Source organism: Nostoc sp. 'Peltigera membranacea cyanobiont' 232 (assembly GCF_002245985.1).
GTDB lineage: Bacteria > Cyanobacteriota > Cyanobacteriia > Cyanobacteriales > Nostocaceae > Nostoc.
Map to the genome: position 1 here is coordinate 1 of NZ_NOLK01000145.1, position 21,069 is coordinate 21,069.

Sequence of the window (21,069 nt, forward strand, 5' to 3'; positions counted from 1 at the left end):
CCCCAGCCCCCAGCTATAACTCCTAACTCTTGTACAGACGCAATTAATCGCGTCCTCCTCCTAACTCCTAACTTTCTTATGCACGCCCTATCGATTCCCACCTGGATTATTCATATTTCTAGCGTTATTGAGTGGATTGTCGCCATTTGGTTAATCTGGACTTACGGCGAACTCACTAATAATCGTAATTGGTGGGGATTGTCCCTGGCCATGTTACCAGCTTTAGTTAGCGCTATGTGTGCTTGTACCTGGCATTATTTCGACAACGCCCAATCTCTAGAATGGCTGGTAACACTTCAAGCTACCATGACCTTAGTTGGTAATTTTACGCTTTGGGCAGCAGCGTTTTTGATTTGGCGTTCTACCAAATCTCCTGACACTGTTGAACCAAAACCTATTAAATCAGAGCCATGATTTCTAAAGAAACCCTGTTTGCACTTTCACTGTTTCCCTATTTGGGTTTCTTGTGGTTTCTCAGCCGCAGTCCGCAAATGCCGCGTTTAGCGCTATATGGATTTTACGGTACTCTCGTCTTTGTTGCCATCACCATCCCAGCCGGAATTTACGCTCAATTACATTACGGTGAGTCTTTGGCCAATGTCGATTGGTTGCACGGTGGTGCAGAACTATTTTTGACCCTTTCTAACATCTTGCTGGTGCTGGGTTTTGGACAAGCTGTAAGGCAATTAAAAATCAAAAGTCATTAGTCCTTTGTAAACACAAATGACCAAGGACTAAGGACGACCTTCAAACAAGTCAATATACAGTTTAAATGCGTCACAGCTAAGTTTTGATTGTATTGAGTTATGAGGAAGAAGTAAATGGATGTAATTCCAGCGATTGATTTACTAGAAGGTCGCTGTGTGCGACTGTATCAGGGAGACTACGATCGCTCGCAAGTTTTTAGCGACAATCCCGTTGATGTTGCCAAACAGTGGGTAGATCAAGGTTCTACCAGATTGCATATAGTTGATTTAGATGGTGCTAAAGCGGGTAAAGTAGTAAACTTGGCAGCAATTGAAGCGATCGCTCATGCGGTGTCAGTACCCATTGAAATTGGTGGAGGATTGCGCGATCGCACCAGCGTGCAACAAGTATTCAATCTAGGCGTACAGTGGGCAATTCTCGGAACCATTGCTGTAGAACAACCCCAGCTAGTACAACAACTGTGTGAAGAATTTCCCGAACAGATTATTATTGGCATTGATGCCCGTAACGGCAAAGTTGCTACTCGCGGGTGGTTAGAAACTTCGGAAGTTTTAGCAACTCAACTGGCTGTACAAATGCAAGAATTGGGTGCAGCCGCCATCATTTATACAGATATTCTCCGCGATGGTACTCTCATCGGCCCCAATTTAGAAGCTTTGCGAGAACTTGCATCGGTAATTTCCATCCCGATAATTGCCTCTGGCGGGGTGAGTTCTATCACCGATTTGTTGAGTTTGTTAGCGTTAGAACCTCAAGGCGTGACTGGTGTGATTGTCGGACGTGCCTTGTATACTGGGGATATTTTACTCAAAGAAGCATTACGAGCGATCGGGCCTGGGCGGATTCAGGATATTCCACCCAATCTAGGTTTTTCTAGCTTTGCTTGACATGTAAATCTACCGAGCGATCGCTAACTCATAAATAGGACTCATATTTGATTTTTGAAATACACGTAGGGTGTGTTAGGCGTAAGCCGTAGCGCACCTGACTCCAAAGTTTTTGGTGCGTTACGCTGACGCTAACACAACGCCAGTGACGCTCCTGCGTTGCTACCGCTACGCTACCGCTCAAGTCGGGAAACCCGCCCACACGACTGGCTCCCCTACATATACTTAGATTTTTTCAGAAATCAAATCGGATTCCTATATTAAGATTTATATTTATTCCGTTCAAACTGAAAGTTCCTACAGTGGTAATATTGTTTACTAACTTTTTTTTAGCGAAACTTAAATTTTCTATGATATATTTCTGTAATCAACAATACCCGTGATGTAGATAATATTGTAGTAAATTTTCAAATTCAGTATTATGTCTAGTCAAGAGCCAAATTCTAAGCAAGCATTTCAGCAAACACAAGATACCGGAACAAAGAAGAAACTACAACCCCCCCCAGACATCAAAAAACCAAAGAAAACCGAATAAAAAACGTTATAGTTCGTAGTAGAGACTTAATTTAAATTAAGTCTTCTACTACTCTCATCAAAAAGAAATCAGCTTATTTATTTTTCGCTTGAGTTTTTGCCTGTTCTAAAGCTATTTCTTTGATTGCCTGATAGGAATTAACATTTGAAGTACCTTCAATCGCTTTCACTGCCAAATCCTGAACTTGTTTGAGAGCAGATTCAAGTTGCTTAGAAAGATTTTGAATCCGCGTCTCTTGGTTAGTAATAGTTTGTTCTAAAGATTGCAGTCTCTGTTCATAAAAACGCTTTTGCCCTTCCACTTCCTTAGAATATAAATCTGATTTTACTTTAGCTTGGTAGTGGGCGATGCCTTTGCCTTCTTCTGTAGCTTTCTTGATAGCTGCTTCTTTATCTTTCGGAAAAGCCTCTACCTTCGCTTTTAATTCTTCAAATTGTTTCTCTCTTTCAGCAATTGCTTTCTCTCGTTCAGCCCACTGTTTCTCTGTTTCTTGTAGTAATTCTTCCAGTTGTTTATATAGTGCTTTCTGCTGTTGTTCGTATTCGTCACTTTGTAGCTGACGTTGAAGTTCTAAATTATATTTATACTCTGATGCATCGCGTTGCCGAGTTTTATTCAAGTTTTCATTTCGTTCTTTTATCGTCCGTTGCTGTTCCTCCTGTTCTTTTACCCAAGTATTCCTTTGTTCTAATATTTCTTGGAATAACACTTCAGAACGCTGGCTATATTCTTCCTGATAAGCTTTCGTATTATCTTCATAAGCTTGGATGAGATTATCCAATATATCATCAGAAACTTCCAACTTGTGCAGTTGTGTCAATTGTTGGATTTCTTCTTCTAAATTTCGCCTGATTTCTTCTAACTTAGAGGCTTTTGTGGTTAGCTGTTCTGATAATTCATTAGCAGCGCTGCCAAAACCTAATTGAATCTTTGCCAAGCTTTCAATTGTATTGTTCATCTTCTGTTGGACGCTAGAAAGCTGATTCATAGCTATTTTTTGTTCTAATTTTGGCTGTTCTTTAGTTCCAGACTGGTTTTCTTTGGCAACTTTTTCAAGTTCCGATTTCAGCGCTGCTTTTTCTTTAGCTAACTCCTCAAATGCCTGAAGAATTTCTACTTTAGTATTCTTATCAGTCGGCTTTTTCACCACCACAACAAATCTCCTCTTCAGGAATTAAAAATGGTTAAGATGCTAAGAAATCGTAACTATTTAGGATTAGAGCTACCAAAAGCCCTCATAGCTAAGTCTTGTGCTTGTTTTAATGCTGTTTGCAGTTGAGCAGAAATCCCTTCTATTTGCTCAGACTGTTTCTTAATTGTTTCTTCCAGAGATTGAATTTTTTGCTCATAGCTCTGTTTGTTAGATTCCCATTCTCTCTCAAATAAATCAGCCTCAACTTTAGCTTTTTGGCTTGTTTCTTTAATTGCTTCTTCCCTAGCTTTCTTAACGGATTCTTCCATTTCGTTAGGAAATGTAGTTACCTTTTGTTGATAGTCTGCAAACAGTGGTTGGCGTTCAGCGAATATTTTTTCTCGTTCTGCCCAATCTTTCTCTTTCTTTTGAGAATTTTCTTGTATTTCCCTTTGTTGTTGGCGTTTTATTGCTTCGTAGCTGTCTGTATTGAGTTTACGATTAGTTTCTAACTTATATAGAGATTCTTCTTGTTCTTGCTGGCGATCTTTAGCTAATAAATCATTATATGCTTGCAGTTTTTCTTCATACTCGGCTTGTTCTTTTTGCCATTCTTTCTGCCTAATTGTAATTTCTTTTTCTAATGCTTCCCTTTTGCTGATAGTATCTTGTTCTAGGGTTTTTAATTTCTCTTGGTGTTCTTGACTTAGAATGTCTAGAGTATCCGCTACAACTCTGATTTGTTGAAGCTCTTGTAAGCGTTGCGTTTCAATTTCTATAGCTCGGTTCAATTCATCTAACTTAGAATTTTCCTGAGCTAGTTTTTCAGATAATCCGTTGAGAATACTGCCAAACTCTAATTGTAAATCAGCTAAACCTTTGACAATACTATCAACCGTATATGCAGAAGCTACTTGCAGAATTTCTTGACTTTTTGCCTTGTCTGCTTCCTCTTGTTTGGTTGCTATTTTAGATTCCAGCTTTTTTCTTTGGATAATAATTTGTTGAAATGCTTGCATTAGTTGTTGTTTGCTGTCCTTGACTCCAACTGTAGTCATCTTCCAACTCCCTTCAATAGGCAAATGATTTATTGGGTAGCAAGCCATACCAATGACTACCCTATGCAGACATCAGAGTAGCCTTTGAATTGACATTTTAACGCAGTGTAAATACTGAAATGATCGACAGATGACACTTAGGTGATACGAATTTTCCACATATTTGTCCTTCTGTTTTTAGGTATAGTTTTCCCTTAGAGCTTTTATAGTACTTTTGTACTAAAATAAATATACCCAACGTAATCTCTTCTTGTCAAGATAATGCTTCCTATAATTGCGCCACACAACAAAGCATTAAAAGCTGGCAGTCATAGTGATTTAGGAGAGTGATGTAGTGTGTGTCACTTTTTGTAAAGAAAATCTAAAAGAATTAACTCTAGCAGAAGCGCCGTTGCACTAAGACGAGATAATAGATTTAATCATGCTAATTGATACAAGCACAGTCCTAGACTTTTGTGATATCAATGTATACCACTGAATCGACCAAATACTCTGCCAGAACGGACATTGGGCAAACCAGCCGTATTCTAGTAGTAGAAGATGAAGAATTAATCCAGGAAATGCTAGCTGTAGCCCTGGAAGAGGAAGGTTACGGGGTGATAACTGCCCCCGATGGGCGGTCTGCTATAGAGTATCTCAAAAGTTTTGAAACTAACTCAGGGGAAGTTCCCTTCGATTTAATCGTTCTTGATTTGATGCTACCGCAAATCAATGGGCTAGATATTTGCCGTTTGCTGCGTCATCAAGGCAACCCAGTACCTATTTTAATGCTCAGTGCTAAGGGTAGTGAAACTGACCGCGTTCTGGGGTTAGAGGTGGGAGCAGATGACTACCTGACCAAACCTTTTAGTATGCGTGAGTTAGTGGCTCGTTGTCGCGCTTTACTCCGCCGCCAACGCCTAAGTAATTTACCACCAATACCAGTATTAAAATTCAAGGATGTCACCTTGAATCCTCAAGAATGTCGGGTGCTAGTTCGCGGTCAAGAAGTGAGTCTTTCTCCCAAAGAGTTCCGCTTGCTGGAACTGTTTATGAGTTACGCCCGCCGGGTATGGTCGCGAGAACAATTGCTCGATCAGGTTTGGGGGCCAGATTTTGTCGGCGATAGTAAAACTGTAGATGTTCATATTCGGTGGTTGCGCGAAAAACTAGAGCAAGACCCCAGTCATCCCGAATATATTGTGACTGTGCGAGGTTTTGGCTATAGGTTTGGATAATTAGTTGGGATAGTTGTTAGTTTTTAGTAGTCACCAAGAAACTAACAACTCAAATGCTTTTATTGGGATTTTCTCTAGGTTTAGCGGTAGGCATTGGGTTTTGGGTTTGGCAACAGGTTCAACTTAACCGCTACCTGGGGCGCTTACTCCGACCGTTAACCTCCCATTCCTCCAAGATGGGACTGCTGCTGATTCCTGGGTTACGGCAGGAAATAGCGATGGTGAAGCAGCAACAGCAAGATTTGCAGCAGTCATTGCAAACTTACCAAGACCTGCTAGATTTTGCACCAGTGGGATATTTGCAGGTGGATGAGGAAAATCAACTGCTGTGGTGCAATCGGCAGGCGCAGGAAATTTTGTATCTGCAAAGGTGGCAACCAGAACAGGTACGCTTGTTATTAGAGTTAGTACGATCTTACGAACTTGACCATTTAATTGAGCAAACTCGCGATCGCCAAAAACCACAAAGGGGAGAATGGATATTTCATCCATCTTGTGATGATGCAGCAGAGATGCAAACAATAAAATCTCTGGCTTTGCGGGCATCTAGTTTGCCTTTACCCAATGGACAAGTGGGAGTATTTTTAGAAAATCGTCAACCCCTATTAGATATAAATCAAGTACGCGATCGCTCTTTTTCCGATTTAGCCCACGAACTCAGAACGCCCTTAACTTCCATTCGCTTGGTTGTGGAAACCTTACAAATCCGCCTGGAACCGCCTCTCAATCGTTGGGTTAACCGTTTGATGCAGGAAGTCGATCGGCTGATTAACTTAGTGCAAAGCTGGTTAGACTTGACCCAAATGGAAGCAAACCCAACCATGCAATTACAAGCCAAAGCTGTAGAATTGCGATCGCTAATTACATCTGTTTGGGAAACACTAGAACCCTTAGCACAGCGTCAACATCTATCTCTTTCTTATTCTGGGCCAGAAAATCTCTGGATTAAAGCAGATCAAGCCCGGATTTTCCAAGTTTTTCTCAACTTGCTAGACAACAGTATTAAATACAGTTCTCCTTCTACAAGTATTTATGTTGAAGCGAAAATCTTATCAACAAAAGATAATGATGGCGCTTCTCCAATTCTGGAAATAAATCTTATTGATTCTGGAGTCGGGTTTTCTGAAGCAGATTTACCCCACGTTTTTGAGCGATTTTATCGAGGAGATAAAGCGCGAACCCATTCCCCACAAGATAGTAACTCCATCGGAGCGATCGTTGGTAATGGTTTAGGATTAGCGATCGTTGAGCAAATTCTGATCGCCCACGGTGGTTCAATCAAAGCAATGAACCATCCAGAAACTGGGGGTGCGTGGATGCAACTCCAATTTCCTGAAGTTATGGCAAACTCTTTAAGCCAAGACTATAGTTAGTAATATCTTCACCTTTAAAACAACAAGTGTGAAAGCTGTTCATTATAGTTCCAATCCTCAAAGACCCCAACTCGCACGCGCCATTAGGCGCTTAGAACGCGATGTATTACGCATGGGTGCCTTGGTAGAACAATCATTTCGCCTCAGCCACCAAGCCTTATTTGCTCGTAACTTAACAGCAGCAGAGCAACTTCCCCTATTAGATAAAAAGATCGATCGCTTTTATCGTCAAATCGAATCAGACTGTACGGCGATTATGACGCTGCAAGCACCTACGGCTCAAGATTTGCGCTGCTTGAGTGCTTTTATGCAGTTAGTGCGAGACTTAGAGCGCATTGGTGATTATGCTGAGGATTTAGCTGAGATTGCGATTAAAATTTTTCCTTATGCGCCTCATCCGTGTTTATCTGAGATTGAAGCTATGTCCCTTCACGCACAGGCTATGTTAGCAACTAGCTTGAAGGCTTTGGGAGATTTAGATGAAGGCGGTGGTCGCCGTTTAAAGCACCTAGATGATACTGTAGACGATGCATACGATCGCGTTTATCTAACTTTAGCCCAACAACGGGATGTGCCTGGTGTAGTCGAGCCAATTGTGCTGCTAGCACTGGCAATTCGTTGTCTAGAACGGATGGCAGATCATGCTACTAATATCGGTCAAAGGGTAGCATATATTGTCACCGGTCAACGCTCTTAATTGAATTGCTGCCCAGAACCCCCACTTTTTTAAGAAGTCGGGGATCTAAATCTATGTGAAGTAAGCACCATTTCACCTTAGTCTCTTCATAATTATTTGTGCCTACACACTTACTTAGTGTTTAGAAAACACTCAAGAATTAAAAATAAGTTAACTAAATATTTTACTAAAAGCTTACCTTTTCTTAAACTTGCACAATTAAAGTAACAAATAAATAACTGAAAATTTTTGTTCTATCTCATTGATAGATATCTAAAATCAGAAGTTATTACCATCGGAAAATTTTGAGCTAGTCCCTAGCTCAAACAGAGAAGAGTGGCCTTCAAATATATAAGTAAATTTTGATACAAATTATTAGAGCATCTTAATCATTAATAGCGAGATTTCCTGATAATTATGTAGTTACGGTTAATGATATATTCCACAACTCCTACTTCAAATTTTTCTGCCGTGTCAAATAGCTCTGCTTTAAGCGGACAATTACCCCAGCAGATATTTACCCGTAGGGAAATAATTCCATTTCAAAATGACGTACTTTGGCGTATTGAATACGGTGCAGTTCGTACGCTTACGTGGAGTGAAGATGGAACATTCATCACTCTTGGTTATTGGGGATTAGGAGATTTGATTGGCTATCCTTTGTCTAGAGTCAAGCCCTACCAGATTGAATGTCTCACAGGCGTGGAACTAAGCATTGTGCCACCTCATTTGTGGCATCAAGATATTAATGCTTTGTTGTCTCATATTCAACAGGCAGAGGATCTATTAAGCATTGTGCATCAAAAACCTATTTCGCTCCGTTTGTGGCAGTTTTTAGTGTGGTTAAGCGAAAAATTTGGCCGTGATGTAGATAAGGGTAAGCTAATTGATTTAAATGTTACACATCAAGATATTGCTGAAGTTTTAAATACTACACGAGTAACAATTACCCGAATACTACAACAGTTGGAGGAAGAAGGAACAGTTTTACGTCACAAACGCCGCATTATTTTGCGTTTACCAAGTGGTAAGTTAATTAAAAATTATGGTTCTGCAGTATCTAACTAAATTGCTTGTAATAATCAGAAGATATAAGGTATAATCATCGCTGTGAATGTGTGTATAATCCCCGAAAGTAAAGTGCTGTAAGCATTTTATTATGACTGGATTATCTAGGTGTGAGTGAGAGTAAAAACATGACAAAACGATTCTGGAATCTGATTAAGGTTAGTCCAGTTTTTCTAGCTGCGACATTTTTTGCTACGAATAGTGCCTTAGCTGCGGAAGTAAACGAACCAGTAACAAATGTTACCCAGCTATCTGAGGCTCAAGACTCTAACAGCATCGATCAGGTAACATCAGTTTCGCAATTTTCTGATGTGCAGCCCACAGATTGGGCATTCCAAGCTTTACAATCTCTAGTTGAACGCTACGGCTGTATTGCAGGTTATCCCAACAGTACTTATCGTGGGAACCGTGCTTTGACCCGTTATGAATTTGCCGCAGGTTTGAATGCCTGTTTAGATCGGGTTAACGAACTGATTGCTACAGCTACTGCTGATTTGGTCAGCAAACAAGATTTAGCTACTTTACAGCGCTTACAAGAAGAATATTCTGCTGAACTAGCAACCTTGCGCGGTCGTGTCGATGGACTAGAAGCCCGCACTTCTGAACTAGAAGCCAATCAGTTCTCCACTACCACCAAGTTGGTTGGAGAAGCAATTTTCGCAGTGTCTGATGTTTTTGGTGACAATAGAGCAGCTCGTGGTGGTAATCCTACTCAAGACTTGAATAATAACACCACTTTTAGCGATCGCGTTCGTTTAAACTTATACAGCAGTTTCACTGGTAAAGACCAGTTGCAAATCCGGCTGAATGCTAACAACACCATCTCCAATCGTGGTAATGATGCATTGGGTACTGGTACTGGTACCAACATGAGCCGCTTGGGTTTTGATGGAGATAACGGCAACTCTGTTGTAATCGATAAAATCAACTATGCTTTCAACTTTAGTGACGCAGTGCGTGTCAAAGTTGACGCTACTGGTGGTGAGTTATACGAAAACGTTAATACTTTCAACTCTGACTTTGCAAGCTCTGGTAAGGGTGCGCTCTCACGGTATGGACGTTTCAGCCCCATATATCGCCAAGGTCAAGGTGGCAGTGGTGTAACTGTTACCTTCAATCCTAAAGGCGCTATCAGCTTGAGTGGTGCTTATCTAGCTAGGACTGCTAATGACCCTAGCCTTAATAATGGGTTGTTGGATGGTGATAACGCTATTTTTGGTCAGTTATCTTTCCAACCCACCAAAGCCTTTAATATTGGTCTAACTTACGCTCGTACTTATCAAACTAATCTTGTTAACAATACTGTTAACAATAACCTTTTCCAAGGTACAGGTAGTATTTTTGCTAACAATCCCTTTGGGAATAACACTCGTACTATATCCAACAACTACGGTGTAGAAGCTACCTTCCAATTTAGTCCTAAGTTAGCTATTAGTGGTTGGGGAGGTTATACAACTGCTGATGCGATTACTGGTGCTAATGCAGGTGCAGATGCAGATATTTGGTATTGGGCTGGAGCGCTTGCTTTGAAAGACTTTGGTGGCGAAGGCAACGTTTTAGGTATCATCTTTGGTCAACCACCCAAAGTTACTGGTGGTAGCATCAAAAATGTCGCTGGTAATACTACCTTCGACGACAATACCTCTTATCACTTAGAGGGACTTTACAAGTACAAGGTTTCCGATAATATTCAGGTTACACCTGGCTTGTTGGTAATCTTCAATCCAGAGCACAACGACGCTAACGGCACTGAATATGTAGGTACTCTACGTACTACTTTCAGCTTCTAAAATTGGCAATCTAAAGCTCAGAATTAGATAAATAAAAGCCCGCCTTAAGGTGGGCTTTTGCTCAGGAAAAAATTAGTTATGTGGGATTATAATCTGATTGATTAGATATATCTTTTGGGGGGCGATCGCTACTCCAAGCCCACCACACAGTACTACAGTGACAGGAGTAAAACTCTTGCCATTTGCGACGACGGTCTTCTGTAAAAACAGGCGATCGCCGATTTAGCCAAACTTTTTCAGCTTCTCGGCTAGTTGAGTGGCAGTTAGGACAGCAAAATTCAGATGCATGTACTGCCTTATTCGTCCATTCAGGTGGGAGGGTAGCAAAAGCGTCCATGTCGTTACAACTGTAGTATCAATGATTATCCAAAACTTTGAGGTTTTGAACTTAGGGGCAAACGGATACTATAAAATCCCGCCACACTATCGAACTGCTTAATCAATATTCTTATGGCTTTATCTGAACTATTTACAAATCGCCATTTATAGAGATTTTCACTAAGAGAATAACTATTTAGAAAGACTGCGAGAGCATCTCACAAATCAAAGGTTAACACAAATGGTAACTAAAATAATTACTATGCACATTATGGCTAATAATTAAATTTATGGAGCCAAATGTTGAAATTCGCCGTTTATTAGATGTGATGCCTGCTTCTGGTCGGATGACGACAAAAATCGTTAGTAAGCCAGAGCAAGCAAAAGTAATTTACGCCTCCTTTCCCCAACCCTGGAATCAGGCGCGACCGATATATATTAATTTTGATTTATGGCCTCGCCTAGCAAAGCCGCAACGAGATTTGCTGCTGTTGCAGATGGTTAGCTGGTTGACAGGGGTGAAGTGGTTTAAACCCGACATTTATCAAGGTGTGGTGCTGGCGGGTCTGTTAGGTGGATTATTGGAAGCATCACAGTCAGATGTAGTGGGTGTCGCCGTAGCAGGGGGATTAAGTGCGATCGCTGCTTTTCGGATCTGGCGGACTAATAAATCTCTTGAGTCAGAGTTAAATGCCGACGCAGCAGCAATTCGCATAGCACAACGGCGAGGTTATTCCGAAGCGGAAGCAGCGCAGCACCTGTTATCTGCGATTGAAGCGGTAGCCAAAATTGAAGGGCGTTCTGGTTTAAATTTTACTGAGTTGATTCGTTGCCAAAATCTCAGAGCGATCGCAGGTTTATCACCAGTGGGTATGCCAGAAAGTTATGATAAGTAGAATAAATGTTTCTGGATATGGGTTTTTGAGAGCGATCGCTCCCAAGACATCTAAAATTTAGATGAGGTTTTGGTATTGTCTAAGCTTAATTTTTAGCATGATTTATACTTTATTCCTCACTACAGCAAGTTTTTAGCCACAAATACAGTTTTGTGTATTTAGCTCAAGGCTTCTAACAAAGTGCGAGACATGAGCCTCCAACTAGCTGCAATGCATGGGGCTATCTTACACTGGAATAAGAGAATGTGTGTTTAACTGACTTAGATGTAAATGGGGAGTTCTATCATACCTTCTCGGTGTTGCTTATGAAGTGCTTACCTAGTGTGGTAAAACTTAACTTAAATTCTGTCAGTTACTAACGGGGTTGATAGGAATGGGTACTTTAATTGTTATTGGCTTGATTGGGGTTTACGGAGGCGGCGTTTGGAAATTTTGGAACGGGTTTGGACGGACTAATTTTAATCCAACTTTGACCAATCGCATTGGTTTGTCTTTGCTATGGCCAGCTTTGTTTCTTACAAATCAATCCTATCGTCGAAACTTTAGAAAAGCATTGAAGGGCTAGAGTTTACTATTAAGTTTAAAGTCATCTGAACCTGATGGTGGCATATATCCCAATATAAATCTAACCCACCAGCCCCCTTTCTCTAATAGAGAAAGGGGGCTGTATTTGCTCATCCTAAAAGGAGAGGAATTAAGGGAGGGATAAGTTCGTAGTGTTTACGAACCGTGATGCGTAAAGCCCCTGTCATTCATGCAGGGGATATAAGCGAATAGGATAAATTTATTTATCCGTGATGAGGGTCATTAATGTACTCTAAAACTTTCTGAGTACTAACTTTTCCTGTAGTGTCAAACATATATGAATGTGTCCATAAACTAGGAAGCTTCATTAATTCTGGAAATTCTTGCCGCAAATATCTTGATGACCGACCTTTAAATGCTTTAACCACTTGAGATATTGAGTGATGCGGGTCGTATTCAACTTAGTAAGTGAATATGGTCTGGTGCGATTTCTAGTGCTTTAATAAACCATTTATTATCATTAGCAACAGATTGGAATACTTGAATACATCGAAGTTTAAGAGACTCATTATTAGCAAAAATTCTCTTCCGCCTACATGGTATCCAGACTAAGTGAACAGTTGCCAACCCCAAGCAGTGATTGTAATGATTATATACAGATTCCATGTAGATGAGTATTGATTGTCTACACTAGTCATGGTACTATAAAATTATGAAAACACTGAAGTTCAAGTTATATCAACACAAGCGAAATAAATTCCTTAAAGCTAGTATCAATGCTGCTGGGGTAATTTATAATCACTGTATTGCTCTCCACAAAAGATATTATCGGATGTGGGGTAAACACTTGAATTGTGCAAAACTTCAGGCTCATATTGCAAAGCATCGTTTGCGTAAAGAGTTCTGGCAATCAGTAGGCTCTCAAGCAGTACAAGATATTTGCCAGCGCATTGAGAAAGCCTACCAATTGTTCTTTAAACACAATAAAAATGGCTGTTGTCCGCCGGGGTTTAAGAAAGTCAAAAAATACAAGTCATTCACTCTAAAGCAAGCCGGATATAAATTCTTAGGTGGTAATCGTGTCAAGATTGGAAGTCGTGTTTATCAATATTGGAACTCTAGAGAGATTGAGGGAAAAATCAAGACTCTGACCATTAAGCGCACCCCATTGGGTGAGTTATTTATGGTTATTGTTGTCGATAGTACTGATGAACCAGAAATTAAATTCACGACTGGTAAAATAGCGGGGTTTGATTTTGGCTTAAAGACATTCCTAACCTGCTCGGACGGCTCTAAAATTGAGTCACCCCAATTCTTCAAGCAATCACTCAATGTCATAAAGATTGCGAATAGATATCAATCTAAGAAGCTAAAAGGTTCGTCCAATAGAGAACGAGCGAGGAAAAATCTAGTCCGCGCCCATGAAGACATAGCCAACCGCAGAACTGATTGGTTCTGGAAGTTAGCGCATGACTTGACCGACAGGTTTGATGTGCTGTGTTTTGAGACACTTAACCTCAAGGGAATGAAGCGTTTATGGGGAAGGAAAGTTAGTGATTTAGCGCTTCGGGACTTTCTGGATATCCTAGAGTGGCAAGCATTGAAGAAAGGTAAACAGGTAGTCTATATTGACCAGTGGTATCCTTCTAGTAAAACTTGCTCCTGTTGCGGGCACGTAATAGACACTCTAGATTTGTCAGTTAGAGAGTGGCGTTGCCCATCATGTCAGTCTGTGAATGGACGTGATGACAACGCATCTAAAAATATTCAAGCCGTTGGGGCATCAATGGTTAGGTTAGGTGATGTAAGTCGGGCTACGTCTGCAATCGCTGTCTGAGCCTAGAATCCCCCGAATTTAGCAAAGCGGATTCGGGGGAGTATGTCAAAAGTGCAACCTGTTAACATCTGGGAAGTATTTTCGCTGATGAATTTACGAATTATTTGCCATTGGTGAGCAGATGGATTGCTGCACCTACAGCTGCACCATCAACAGCATTCCCAAGGGTATCTCTGCCATCGCCAGTAACTACGCCAGTCACTGCGCTAGCACCTGCACCGACTACGACATCTTGACCAATATTCCGGTGATGGCGATTGCGAGTGTTTCTCAGACCATTTGCACCATTAACGGCTGCACCACTGACACCACCTTTAACAGCATTGCCTAATACATTACCATTTCCTCTAACGGCTCCGGTGACGACGTTGGTAACAGCCCCAATACCTGCATCTCGTAGTACTTGGTCATCAGCAGCAGCCGGTTTAGCGGGAACCAAAGTTACACCGGCTAAACTTGCAGCCATGAGGCTGGGTAAAAGTGTGCGCTTTAGGATGTTATTCATTGTGTTACCTTCTTAAAACATCAAACAATTGGATAAATCTAAAGTTACTGGAGTCAGAGAAAATCATATTTTTTCAATTGGACAACAGCAACTATCTATTGTTTGAGGACACATACATAGTCGCATTAATAAAGTCATAACTGCATCCACTGAAAGCATGAATACAGATTAAGTCCACAGAAGGCCCTGCTGATTGAATAAACGATGCTAAAGATTACACATTGACAAAATAAATTCAGTATCTACAGAATGTTCTCTGGTATGCAAATTTCATTTTTTCATTACTAGCAAGCCGTTTCTGACGACCAGCCGCGTAGTATTTCCCCTATCTGTCTAAAGATAGTTGACAAAATAATTAAACTCAGTAACCGGAGTTAATATTTAATTCTCTCGGTTTAGTAGCCAAGCCTTGCGTAGGCACAGCCCGTCGTAGGCATCGCTTACCAAAGCAAATAAGACGGGAGCATCCCACTTTTTTGCATGTCATTGCGAAGCGTTACGAAGCAATCGCAAAATCTCCAACTAAGTGCGAGTCCATGCGATTGCTTGTCTGCGACACGCTGCGCGAACGTCCTTCCTCCTCGCAATGACATTGGATAGTAAACCCTCTGCGTTGTAAGTCCACATATATTTCACATGCTAGTTCAATAATCTCTAAATCATCTATTAATATAATTTTATATACTTGACAAAATTTATTAAACTCAACTAACTGTCTAGTTGCATTGATAGCTAAAAGGCCTCGTTTGACTTCATAGTAAGTTATGCAACTAATAAAGTTATGCAACTAATAAACACATTTTGTTTCAGACGCAGGACTTCCCGAAATTTCTGATCTACAAATTGAATTATAAACAATCTCACTCAGCGCCCCTTTGCGTTAAAAAAAGGCGGGCAAGATGCCCACCCCACAAAATTTTGAGAATATTCTGTTGCTATTAACCCAACAATTGTTTAGCTTTAGCTAAAACATTATCAACGCTAAAGCCAAACTTCTCTAGACAAACATTGCCTGGAGCCGAAGCACCAAAACGATCGATACTAACGCAATCGCCTTCAGTACCCACGTATTTGTGCCAACCGAAGCTGCTAGCAGCTTCTACAGACAAACGCTTGGTGACAGCTTTCGGTAGAACAGACTCTTTATAAGCTGCATCTTGTGCTTCAAAGAGATCCCATGAAGGTAGTGAGACAACACGGACTTTCTTCCCTTCAGCCGTGAGTTTTTCGGCTGCGTTGACGGCGAGGCTCAATTCTGAACCAGTGCCAATTAAAATCAACTCTGGTGTACCTTCAGAATCCACCACCGTGTATCCACCCTTGGCCACCTTTTCAATTGATGTACCTGCCAAGTTGGGGACGTTTTGACGGGTTAACGCCAACAGAGACGGAGCATTTTGCTTCGCTTTCTCGATCGCTATTTTATAAGCGCCAGAGGTTTCGTTACCGTCTGCGGGACGAAACACGGTTAAATTAGGAATGGCACGCAAGGAAGCCAGAGTTTCAATGGGTTGGTGCGTGGGGCCATCTTCACCTTGTCCAATGGAATCGTGAGTCATCACCCAAATCGAGCCAGCTTGGGAAAGGGCGGATAAGCGGATGGCAGCACGCATGTAATCTGTGAAGATTAAGAAGGTAGCACCGTAGGGAATTAATCCTGAAGCGTGTAGCGCTATACCATTACAGATTGCGCCCATAGCATGTTCCCGGACACCAAAGTGGATGTTGGGGTTTTCGTATTGCCCTTTTTGAAAGTCGCCTTTGCCCTTGACTTCGGTAAGGTTAGAGTGGGTTAAGTCAGCCGAACCACCAATCAATTCAGGTAAAACTGCTGCTAATTTGTTGAGGCAGGTTTCTGAGTGCTTACGGGTGGGCAATCCTTTGTCTTCTGGGGTGTAGGTTGGTAGTACTTTATCCCAACCGTCGGGTAGTTTGCCGCTAATGTAGCGTTCAAATTCAGTTGCTTCTTGGGCATACTTAGCTTTGTATTCGGCAAATGTTTTGTTCCATTCGTCTTCGTAACCTGCGCCACGCTCAACTGCTTTCCGTGTGTGGTTGAGGGCTTCTTCTGGAATAACGAAAGGCTCGTATTCCCACTTCAGTTGTTTACGAGTCAAGGCAATTTCGTCTGCACCCAAAGCCGCGCCGTGAACGCCAGCAGTGTTTTGTTTGTTGGGGGAACCATAACCGATGGTGGTTGTCACCTTAATCATTGATGGTTTATCGGTGACAGCTTTAGCTTCTTCAATTGCTTTAGCGATCGCTTCTAAATCTGTATTACCATCTTTGACATGTAAAACGTGCCAACCGTAAGCTTCAAAGCGCTTGGAAACATCTTCGGTGAATGCCACATCTGTGGAACCGTCGATGGAAATGTGGTTGTCGTCGTACAAAGCAATGAGTTTGCCTAATCCCAAGTGTCCTGCGTAAGAACAAGCTTCACCAGAAATTCCTTCCATGTTGCAACCATCACCTAAAATTACGTAGGTGTAATGGTCAACAATCTTGGTATCGGGTTTGTTGTATTTAGCAGCAAGGTGTGCTTCGGCGATCGCTAAACCAACCCCATTGGCGATTCCTTGACCCAAGGGGCCAGTTGTGACTTCCACGCCTGGGGTTTCAAAGTTTTCTGGGTGTCCGGGAGTTTTAGAACCCCATTGACGGAATTGCTTGATATCTTCAATGGTGACGCTATCGTAGCCTGTCAGGTACAGTAGGGCGTACTGCAACATCGAGCCATGACCGGCAGATAAGACAAAGCGATCGCGATTAAACCATTTGGGATTCTTGGGATTAAACTTCAAAAATCGATCCCAGAGGACAAAAGCCATTGGAGCCGCGCCCATTGGTAATCCTGGGTGTCCCGATTTTGCCTTTTCTACGGCATCAACAGCCAAGAACCGGATCGAGTTAATACAAAGTTCTTCGAGGGACAGTTCTTTGAGGGATTGGGTTGCAACAGTCATAATCTCTTGTTTTTAACGACGGGTTAGCACTCTTTGTAGCTTCTCTTGCTGGGGTTATTTTAGATTCCCCACAGTATCCTCATCATCCCATTCCCACTTGTCGATGGACAAGCGGGATCTCCTGAGTTTCTAGTGATAAATCAAGCTGATAATTGGGTCATGCTGAACGCTTAAGTTATATCGGAATGATATTTCTGATACTTTTAGCGCAGTCATTTCAGGAGAGCCGACAGCAATAAAATGGGAAATTTTTAGACGTATTTCTTAAAGGCCAGTGTGACATTATGACCGCCAAACCCAAAAGAATTGGATATTGCCACCTCGACTTTTTGAGCGCGGCTGTAGTTAGGCACGTAATCTAAGTCACATTCTGGATCGGGATTTTCCAGATTGATTGTCGGAGGAATTTGGTCATTAGCGATCGCCAGTACTGTTGCTACTGCTTCAATACCTCCAGAACCGCCCAATAAATGACCTGTCATCGATTTGGTTGAGCTAATTGCCACCTTATAAGCATGTTCTCCCAAGGCTTTTTTGATGGCTGAGGTTTCAGTTGAATCATTAGCTGGGGTACTAGTGCCGTGAGCATTAATGTAGCTAATCTGTTCGGGAGCGATACCACCATCTTTGAGCGCCAATTCTATCGCTCTAGCGGCTCCAAGTCCACCAGGGACGGGGGAAGTAATATGGTATGCGTCACAAGTCATACCATAGCCGATCATTTCGGCATAAATGTGAGCGCCGCGACTTAGGGCGTGTTGCAGTTCTTCTAAAATTAAAATTCCTGAACCTTCACCCAAGACAAATCCATCGCGATCGCGGTCAAAGGGACGGCAAGCATGAGCCGGATCGGCATTGCGAAAAGAGAGGGCTTTGCAAGCGGCAAACCCAGCCATTGATAATGGTGTCACGGCTGACTCTGTTCCGCCGCAAATCATCGCTTGGGCATATCCCCCTTGAATTAAGCGAAAAGCATCGCCAACAGCGTTGGAGCCAGCAGCGCAGGCAGTTACTGGGCAGGAATTTGGCCCTTTAGCACCCGTGTGAATTGCCGTTAATCCTGCTGCCATATTGGCGATCATCATCGGTATCATGAATGGACTACAGCGATCGGGCCCGCGGTTGAGGTAGATAGTTTGCTGGTCTTCTAATACCTTAATGCCGCCAACGCCAGAACCGATCATGACACCTACCTGTTCTGCATTCAGTTCATTAATAACTAACTGCGCGTTAGATAGAGCCTGTTTTGCTGCTGAAACCCCAAATTGGGCAAATCGATCCATGCGCTTCGCGTCTTTGCGCTCTAAATAATCATGTGGATCGAAGTTTTTTACCTCACCAGCAATCCGGCAATCATGGCGAGACGCATCAAAAAATGTGATGTAGTCAATGCCATTGCGTCCACTCAATAATCCATCCCAATATTCTGTTGCTGTGTTACCTATAGGTGTAATCGCGCCAACACCAGTTACAACAACGCGTTTACGTGTATGATCTGTCATGATTCAGTTAAATGTGGCGAAAAAGCAGCAGGCATTAAACAGTGCTGAGTTTCAAGTTGTGAGTTCTGAGTTTTGGAAGCACCCAAAGATGGAGAAAACTCCAAAATTTTGCCTCCTAAAACTCTAACTCTTAAACTTTTAACTGTTCAGCACTCAGTGAAAAGTCAAAGCAGTGGTTTTTGCCATCAACGCCCAGAGGGGGTGAGACAAAGGCATCTGAACTTCTCCTTTGGCGCTAGCCTCTCCCTTTGGCAGAAGGGGAAACGCCAAGGGCCAACAAAGACTCAAAACTTTTTTTAAGCTGATGCGGTAACTTTGTTATTGATGTAATCTACTGCGTCTTGAACCGATATAATCTGCTCGGCAGCTTCGTCAGGAATTTCGATATCAAATTCTTCTTCCAAAGCCATCACCAGTTCAACGGTATCCAAGGAATCTGCTCCTAGATCGTCCATAAACTTTGACTGGGGTGTGATTTTGGCAGGGTCGTCAACACTAAGTTGTTCGACGACAATTTTCTTGACCTTATCAAAAAGTTCCGTTTGGCTCATAAATAGTAAAAGTCCTTAACCAGTTGCGAGGTTCTGCTCTTTACAGGAGACATTGTTTTGAGCATATACATCTTATCGTCAAGCGCGATCGCCCGTACACTACCAAGGGTTTTTCTCTGAGAAAACTCCTCCCATCCCTCAAAAGGATAGGGTAAGTTTTCTGGGAATTGGGTAGGGGAGGAGGCTACGCCATCGCCGATACCGTGTAAATGCTTCAATTGTCTAAGTCTATTGCTAAATTTTTTTACAATGTCTTGGTCAGTATTCACAGCCTTGCTAGCAATCATAATATATAGACGCTGTGGCTTTTAACCTAGACGGTTAAAGGGTCACTGAATGTCAAACATCAGAACTTTAGTGCTAACAAGGAGTAATAAAACAGTTATTGTTTAGAGCGATCGCCCTAACCCAAATATACCTCTATGCTATCTCAGACACTCAAACTCAAATACGCTTACTTCCCTGGTTGTGTTGCCCAAGGGGCCTGTCGGGAACTTTATCAGTCAACTCAAGCTCTCACCAAAGCACTGGGTATTGAATTGGTTGAACTTAAAAAAGCTGCTTGCTGCGGTTCCGGCACATTTAAAGAAGATTCCCAACTGCTGGAAGATACAGTCAACGCTAGAAATATTGCTTTAGCTGAAGAATTAAATTTACCCTTACTTACTCATTGCAGTACTTGTCAGGGTGTTATTGGTCATGTCAACGAACACCTGAAAGAATGTAAGACAACTGACCCTAACTACATTGAACAGGTTAATGGTTTGCTGCATAAAGAAGGCTGTTCGCCTTATCGCGGCAGTACTGATGTAAAACATCTCCTCTACGCTTTGGTGACAGATTACGGTTTAGAGGAAATTACCAAACGTGTCACCCGAAAGTTAAGTGGATTAAAATGTGCGGCTTTTTATGGCTGCTATCTCCTCCGCGCCCAAAAGTCCATGCCCTATGACGACCCTTTTCAACCGGAGGCGATGGAAAATATGTTTCGGGCGGTGGGTGCAACACCAATTTATTACCGAGGCCGGACACAATGTTGTGGTTGGCCCTTAGCTAGCTATGCGACTACCCAATCTTTCAAGATGGCGGGGATGCATATTCAGGACGCTTTGACATCTGGTGCTGACTGTATAGTTACACCTTGTCCGCTGTGCCACTTAAATTTAGACTCGCGTCAGCCAGAGGTGGAAAAGGTTATTGAGCAAAAGTTAGGTTTACCAGTGTTGCATTTACCCCAGTTAATTGCTTTAGCACTTGGGGTTAGTCCAAAAGAACTGGGTTTAGAACGCCATGTTGTTTCCACCAAGCCAGTGCTGGAGAAATTAGGATTTTAGTTTGTGGAGTACAAGGTATGGGCACAAGTTCATTGGTATTAACTGAATGGCACGCTTGATAAGGGAAAATCGTTGAGGCCGCAGGGGTGCAGAGGAGCGGAGGAGCAGGGGAGAAAGAAGAAATTTTAGGCAATTGCGGTCGGATATTTAGAAATTCCCCTCTGCACCCCTGCTCCCCTGCTCCCCTGCTC

The 21,069-nt window shown here is 42.1% G+C and carries 21 protein-coding genes and 1 pseudogene; 13 read left to right on the top strand and 9 right to left on the bottom strand.

Translation table 11 applies throughout. The features are described 5' to 3' along the window. Positions 1–78: 78 nt before the first annotated feature. The 3 genes from CDG79_RS31495 to hisA all read left to right on the top strand — a co-directional run bounded on the left by CDG79_RS31495 (position 79) and on the right by hisA (position 1,595). Entirely contained in the window at positions 79–414 is a 336-nt protein-coding gene (locus CDG79_RS31495; protein ID WP_094330303.1) for a DUF2499 domain-containing protein, read from the top strand. After that, positions 411–707, top strand: coding sequence for a DUF3593 domain-containing protein (locus tag CDG79_RS31500; protein WP_094330302.1), 297 nt, complete (start codon positions 411–413; stop codon positions 705–707). Before CDG79_RS31495 ends, CDG79_RS31500 begins: the two co-directional genes overlap by 4 nt. 114 nt (positions 708–821) lie before the next feature. Beyond that, on the top strand, positions 822–1,595 hold the full coding sequence (gene hisA, locus CDG79_RS31505; protein ID WP_094345636.1) for a 1-(5-phosphoribosyl)-5-[(5-phosphoribosylamino)methylideneamino]imidazole-4-carboxamide isomerase: 774 nt from the start codon (positions 822–824) through the stop codon (positions 1,593–1,595). 608 nt (positions 1,596–2,203) lie between these two features. Here hisA and CDG79_RS31510 read toward each other — a convergent pair. After that, complete coding sequence (locus tag CDG79_RS31510) at positions 2,204–3,283, bottom strand: hypothetical protein (RefSeq protein WP_094345637.1); 1,080 nt, start codon at positions 3,281–3,283, stop codon at positions 2,204–2,206. Between the two features lie 53 nt (positions 3,284–3,336). Next, positions 3,337–4,320: a hypothetical protein gene (locus tag CDG79_RS31515; RefSeq protein ID WP_094345651.1), complete on the bottom strand. Its 984-nt coding sequence runs from the start codon at positions 4,318–4,320 to the stop codon at positions 3,337–3,339. A gap of 464 nt (positions 4,321–4,784) precedes the next feature. Here CDG79_RS31515 and CDG79_RS31520 point away from each other — a divergent pair, with 464 nt between their 5' ends. The 5 genes from CDG79_RS31520 to CDG79_RS31540 all read left to right on the top strand — a co-directional run bounded on the left by CDG79_RS31520 (position 4,785) and on the right by CDG79_RS31540 (position 10,444). Next, positions 4,785–5,537 carry a winged helix-turn-helix domain-containing protein gene (locus CDG79_RS31520; RefSeq protein WP_094345638.1) on the top strand — a complete coding sequence of 251 codons (753 nt, stop codon included), beginning with the start codon at positions 4,785–4,787 and terminating at the stop codon, positions 5,535–5,537. 53 nt (positions 5,538–5,590) lie between these two features. After that, positions 5,591–6,910, top strand: a complete 1,320-nt coding sequence (locus tag CDG79_RS31525) for an ATP-binding protein (RefSeq protein WP_094345639.1) — start codon at positions 5,591–5,593, stop codon at positions 6,908–6,910. A 28-nt stretch (positions 6,911–6,938) separates the two neighbouring features. Continuing rightward, positions 6,939–7,607 carry a phosphate signaling complex protein PhoU gene (gene phoU / locus CDG79_RS31530; protein ID WP_094345640.1) on the top strand — a complete coding sequence of 223 codons (669 nt, stop codon included), beginning with the start codon at positions 6,939–6,941 and terminating at the stop codon, positions 7,605–7,607. Positions 7,608–8,018: 411 nt separating this feature from the next. Then, positions 8,019–8,654: a Crp/Fnr family transcriptional regulator gene (locus tag CDG79_RS31535; protein ID WP_094345641.1), complete on the top strand. Its 636-nt coding sequence runs from the start codon at positions 8,019–8,021 to the stop codon at positions 8,652–8,654. A 128-nt stretch (positions 8,655–8,782) separates the two neighbouring features. Continuing rightward, positions 8,783–10,444 (top strand): iron uptake porin, encoded by a 1,662-nt coding sequence (locus tag CDG79_RS31540; protein ID WP_094345642.1) that lies wholly within the window; start codon positions 8,783–8,785, stop codon positions 10,442–10,444. A gap of 76 nt (positions 10,445–10,520) precedes the next feature. On the opposite strand, the gene CDG79_RS31545 is transcribed toward CDG79_RS31540, so the two are convergent. Then, complete coding sequence (locus CDG79_RS31545) at positions 10,521–10,781, bottom strand: hypothetical protein (RefSeq protein WP_094330293.1); 261 nt, start codon at positions 10,779–10,781, stop codon at positions 10,521–10,523. A 271-nt stretch (positions 10,782–11,052) separates the two neighbouring features. Between CDG79_RS31545 and CDG79_RS31550 the strand changes: the two genes are divergently transcribed. Together CDG79_RS31550 and CDG79_RS31555 are read left to right on the top strand one after the other, a co-directional pair. Then, complete coding sequence (locus CDG79_RS31550) at positions 11,053–11,658, top strand: DUF3318 domain-containing protein (RefSeq protein WP_094345643.1); 606 nt, start codon at positions 11,053–11,055, stop codon at positions 11,656–11,658. Between the two features lie 373 nt (positions 11,659–12,031). Continuing rightward, positions 12,032–12,223 carry a hypothetical protein gene (locus CDG79_RS31555; RefSeq protein ID WP_094330291.1) on the top strand — a complete coding sequence of 64 codons (192 nt, stop codon included), beginning with the start codon at positions 12,032–12,034 and terminating at the stop codon, positions 12,221–12,223. Positions 12,224–12,446: 223 nt separating this feature from the next. Here CDG79_RS31555 and tnpA read toward each other — a convergent pair. After that, a pseudogene (gene tnpA / locus CDG79_RS31560) lies at positions 12,447–12,849 on the bottom strand (IS200/IS605 family transposase). Positions 12,850–12,895: 46 nt separating this feature from the next. On the opposite strand from tnpA, the gene CDG79_RS31565 reads away from it, so the two are divergent. Beyond that, positions 12,896–14,020: an RNA-guided endonuclease InsQ/TnpB family protein gene (locus tag CDG79_RS31565; protein WP_094345644.1), complete on the top strand. Its 1,125-nt coding sequence runs from the start codon at positions 12,896–12,898 to the stop codon at positions 14,018–14,020. Between the two features lie 100 nt (positions 14,021–14,120). Here the strand turns inward: CDG79_RS31565 and CDG79_RS31570 are convergent, their stop codons facing one another. The 3 genes from CDG79_RS31570 to fabF form a co-directional block, all read right to left on the bottom strand. Beyond that, on the bottom strand, positions 14,121–14,525 hold the full coding sequence (locus CDG79_RS31570; RefSeq protein ID WP_094345645.1) for a hypothetical protein: 405 nt from the start codon (positions 14,523–14,525) through the stop codon (positions 14,121–14,123). A gap of 938 nt (positions 14,526–15,463) precedes the next feature. Continuing rightward, complete coding sequence (gene tkt / locus CDG79_RS31580) at positions 15,464–17,491, bottom strand: transketolase (RefSeq protein WP_094345646.1); 2,028 nt, start codon at positions 17,489–17,491, stop codon at positions 15,464–15,466. Between the two features lie 251 nt (positions 17,492–17,742). Beyond that, positions 17,743–18,993, bottom strand: coding sequence for a beta-ketoacyl-ACP synthase II (fabF, locus tag CDG79_RS31585; protein ID WP_094345647.1), 1,251 nt, complete (start codon positions 18,991–18,993; stop codon positions 17,743–17,745). 72 nt (positions 18,994–19,065) lie between these two features. Between fabF and CDG79_RS41545 the strand changes: the two genes are divergently transcribed. Beyond that, positions 19,066–19,293 carry a hypothetical protein gene (locus CDG79_RS41545; protein WP_143855631.1) on the top strand — a complete coding sequence of 76 codons (228 nt, stop codon included), beginning with the start codon at positions 19,066–19,068 and terminating at the stop codon, positions 19,291–19,293. On the opposite strand, the gene acpP is transcribed toward CDG79_RS41545, so the two are convergent. Then, positions 19,290–19,544 carry an acyl carrier protein gene (gene acpP, locus CDG79_RS31590; protein WP_094345648.1) on the bottom strand — a complete coding sequence of 85 codons (255 nt, stop codon included), beginning with the start codon at positions 19,542–19,544 and terminating at the stop codon, positions 19,290–19,292. The genes CDG79_RS41545 and acpP overlap by 4 nt on opposite strands. After that, complete coding sequence (locus CDG79_RS31595) at positions 19,541–19,831, bottom strand: hypothetical protein (RefSeq protein WP_094345649.1); 291 nt, start codon at positions 19,829–19,831, stop codon at positions 19,541–19,543. The genes acpP and CDG79_RS31595 overlap by 4 nt, the downstream gene beginning before the upstream one ends. Positions 19,832–19,966: 135 nt before the next feature. Between CDG79_RS31595 and CDG79_RS31600 the strand changes: the two genes are divergently transcribed. Beyond that, positions 19,967–20,878 (top strand): CoB--CoM heterodisulfide reductase iron-sulfur subunit B family protein, encoded by a 912-nt coding sequence (locus CDG79_RS31600; RefSeq protein ID WP_094345650.1) that lies wholly within the window; start codon positions 19,967–19,969, stop codon positions 20,876–20,878. The last annotated feature ends 191 nt before the right edge of the window (positions 20,879–21,069 follow it).

Coding starts and splice junctions, on each gene's coding strand:
- CDG79_RS31540 (WP_094345642.1), top strand. CDS start 8,783: ATGACAAAACGATTCTGGAATCTGATTAAGGTTAGTCCAGTTTTTCTA.
- CDG79_RS31595 (WP_094345649.1), bottom strand. CDS start 19,831: ATGATTGCTAGCAAGGCTGTGAATACTGACCAAGACATTGTAAAAAAA.
- CDG79_RS31515 (WP_094345651.1), bottom strand. CDS start 4,320: ATGACTACAGTTGGAGTCAAGGACAGCAAACAACAACTAATGCAAGCA.
- CDG79_RS31500 (WP_094330302.1), top strand. CDS start 411: ATGATTTCTAAAGAAACCCTGTTTGCACTTTCACTGTTTCCCTATTTG.
- acpP (WP_094345648.1), bottom strand. CDS start 19,544: ATGAGCCAAACGGAACTTTTTGATAAGGTCAAGAAAATTGTCGTCGAA.
- CDG79_RS31570 (WP_094345645.1), bottom strand. CDS start 14,525: ATGAATAACATCCTAAAGCGCACACTTTTACCCAGCCTCATGGCTGCA.
- CDG79_RS31535 (WP_094345641.1), top strand. CDS start 8,019: ATGATATATTCCACAACTCCTACTTCAAATTTTTCTGCCGTGTCAAAT.
- CDG79_RS31525 (WP_094345639.1), top strand. CDS start 5,591: ATGCTTTTATTGGGATTTTCTCTAGGTTTAGCGGTAGGCATTGGGTTT.
- CDG79_RS31565 (WP_094345644.1), top strand. CDS start 12,896: ATGAAAACACTGAAGTTCAAGTTATATCAACACAAGCGAAATAAATTC.
- fabF (WP_094345647.1), bottom strand. CDS start 18,993: ATGACAGATCATACACGTAAACGCGTTGTTGTAACTGGTGTTGGCGCG.
- CDG79_RS31495 (WP_094330303.1), top strand. CDS start 79: ATGCACGCCCTATCGATTCCCACCTGGATTATTCATATTTCTAGCGTT.
- hisA (WP_094345636.1), top strand. CDS start 822: ATGGATGTAATTCCAGCGATTGATTTACTAGAAGGTCGCTGTGTGCGA.
- CDG79_RS31520 (WP_094345638.1), top strand. CDS start 4,785: ATGTATACCACTGAATCGACCAAATACTCTGCCAGAACGGACATTGGG.
- CDG79_RS31545 (WP_094330293.1), bottom strand. CDS start 10,781: ATGGACGCTTTTGCTACCCTCCCACCTGAATGGACGAATAAGGCAGTA.
- CDG79_RS31550 (WP_094345643.1), top strand. CDS start 11,053: ATGGAGCCAAATGTTGAAATTCGCCGTTTATTAGATGTGATGCCTGCT.
- CDG79_RS31600 (WP_094345650.1), top strand. CDS start 19,967: ATGCTATCTCAGACACTCAAACTCAAATACGCTTACTTCCCTGGTTGT.
- tkt (WP_094345646.1), bottom strand. CDS start 17,491: ATGACTGTTGCAACCCAATCCCTCAAAGAACTGTCCCTCGAAGAACTT.
- CDG79_RS31555 (WP_094330291.1), top strand. CDS start 12,032: ATGGGTACTTTAATTGTTATTGGCTTGATTGGGGTTTACGGAGGCGGC.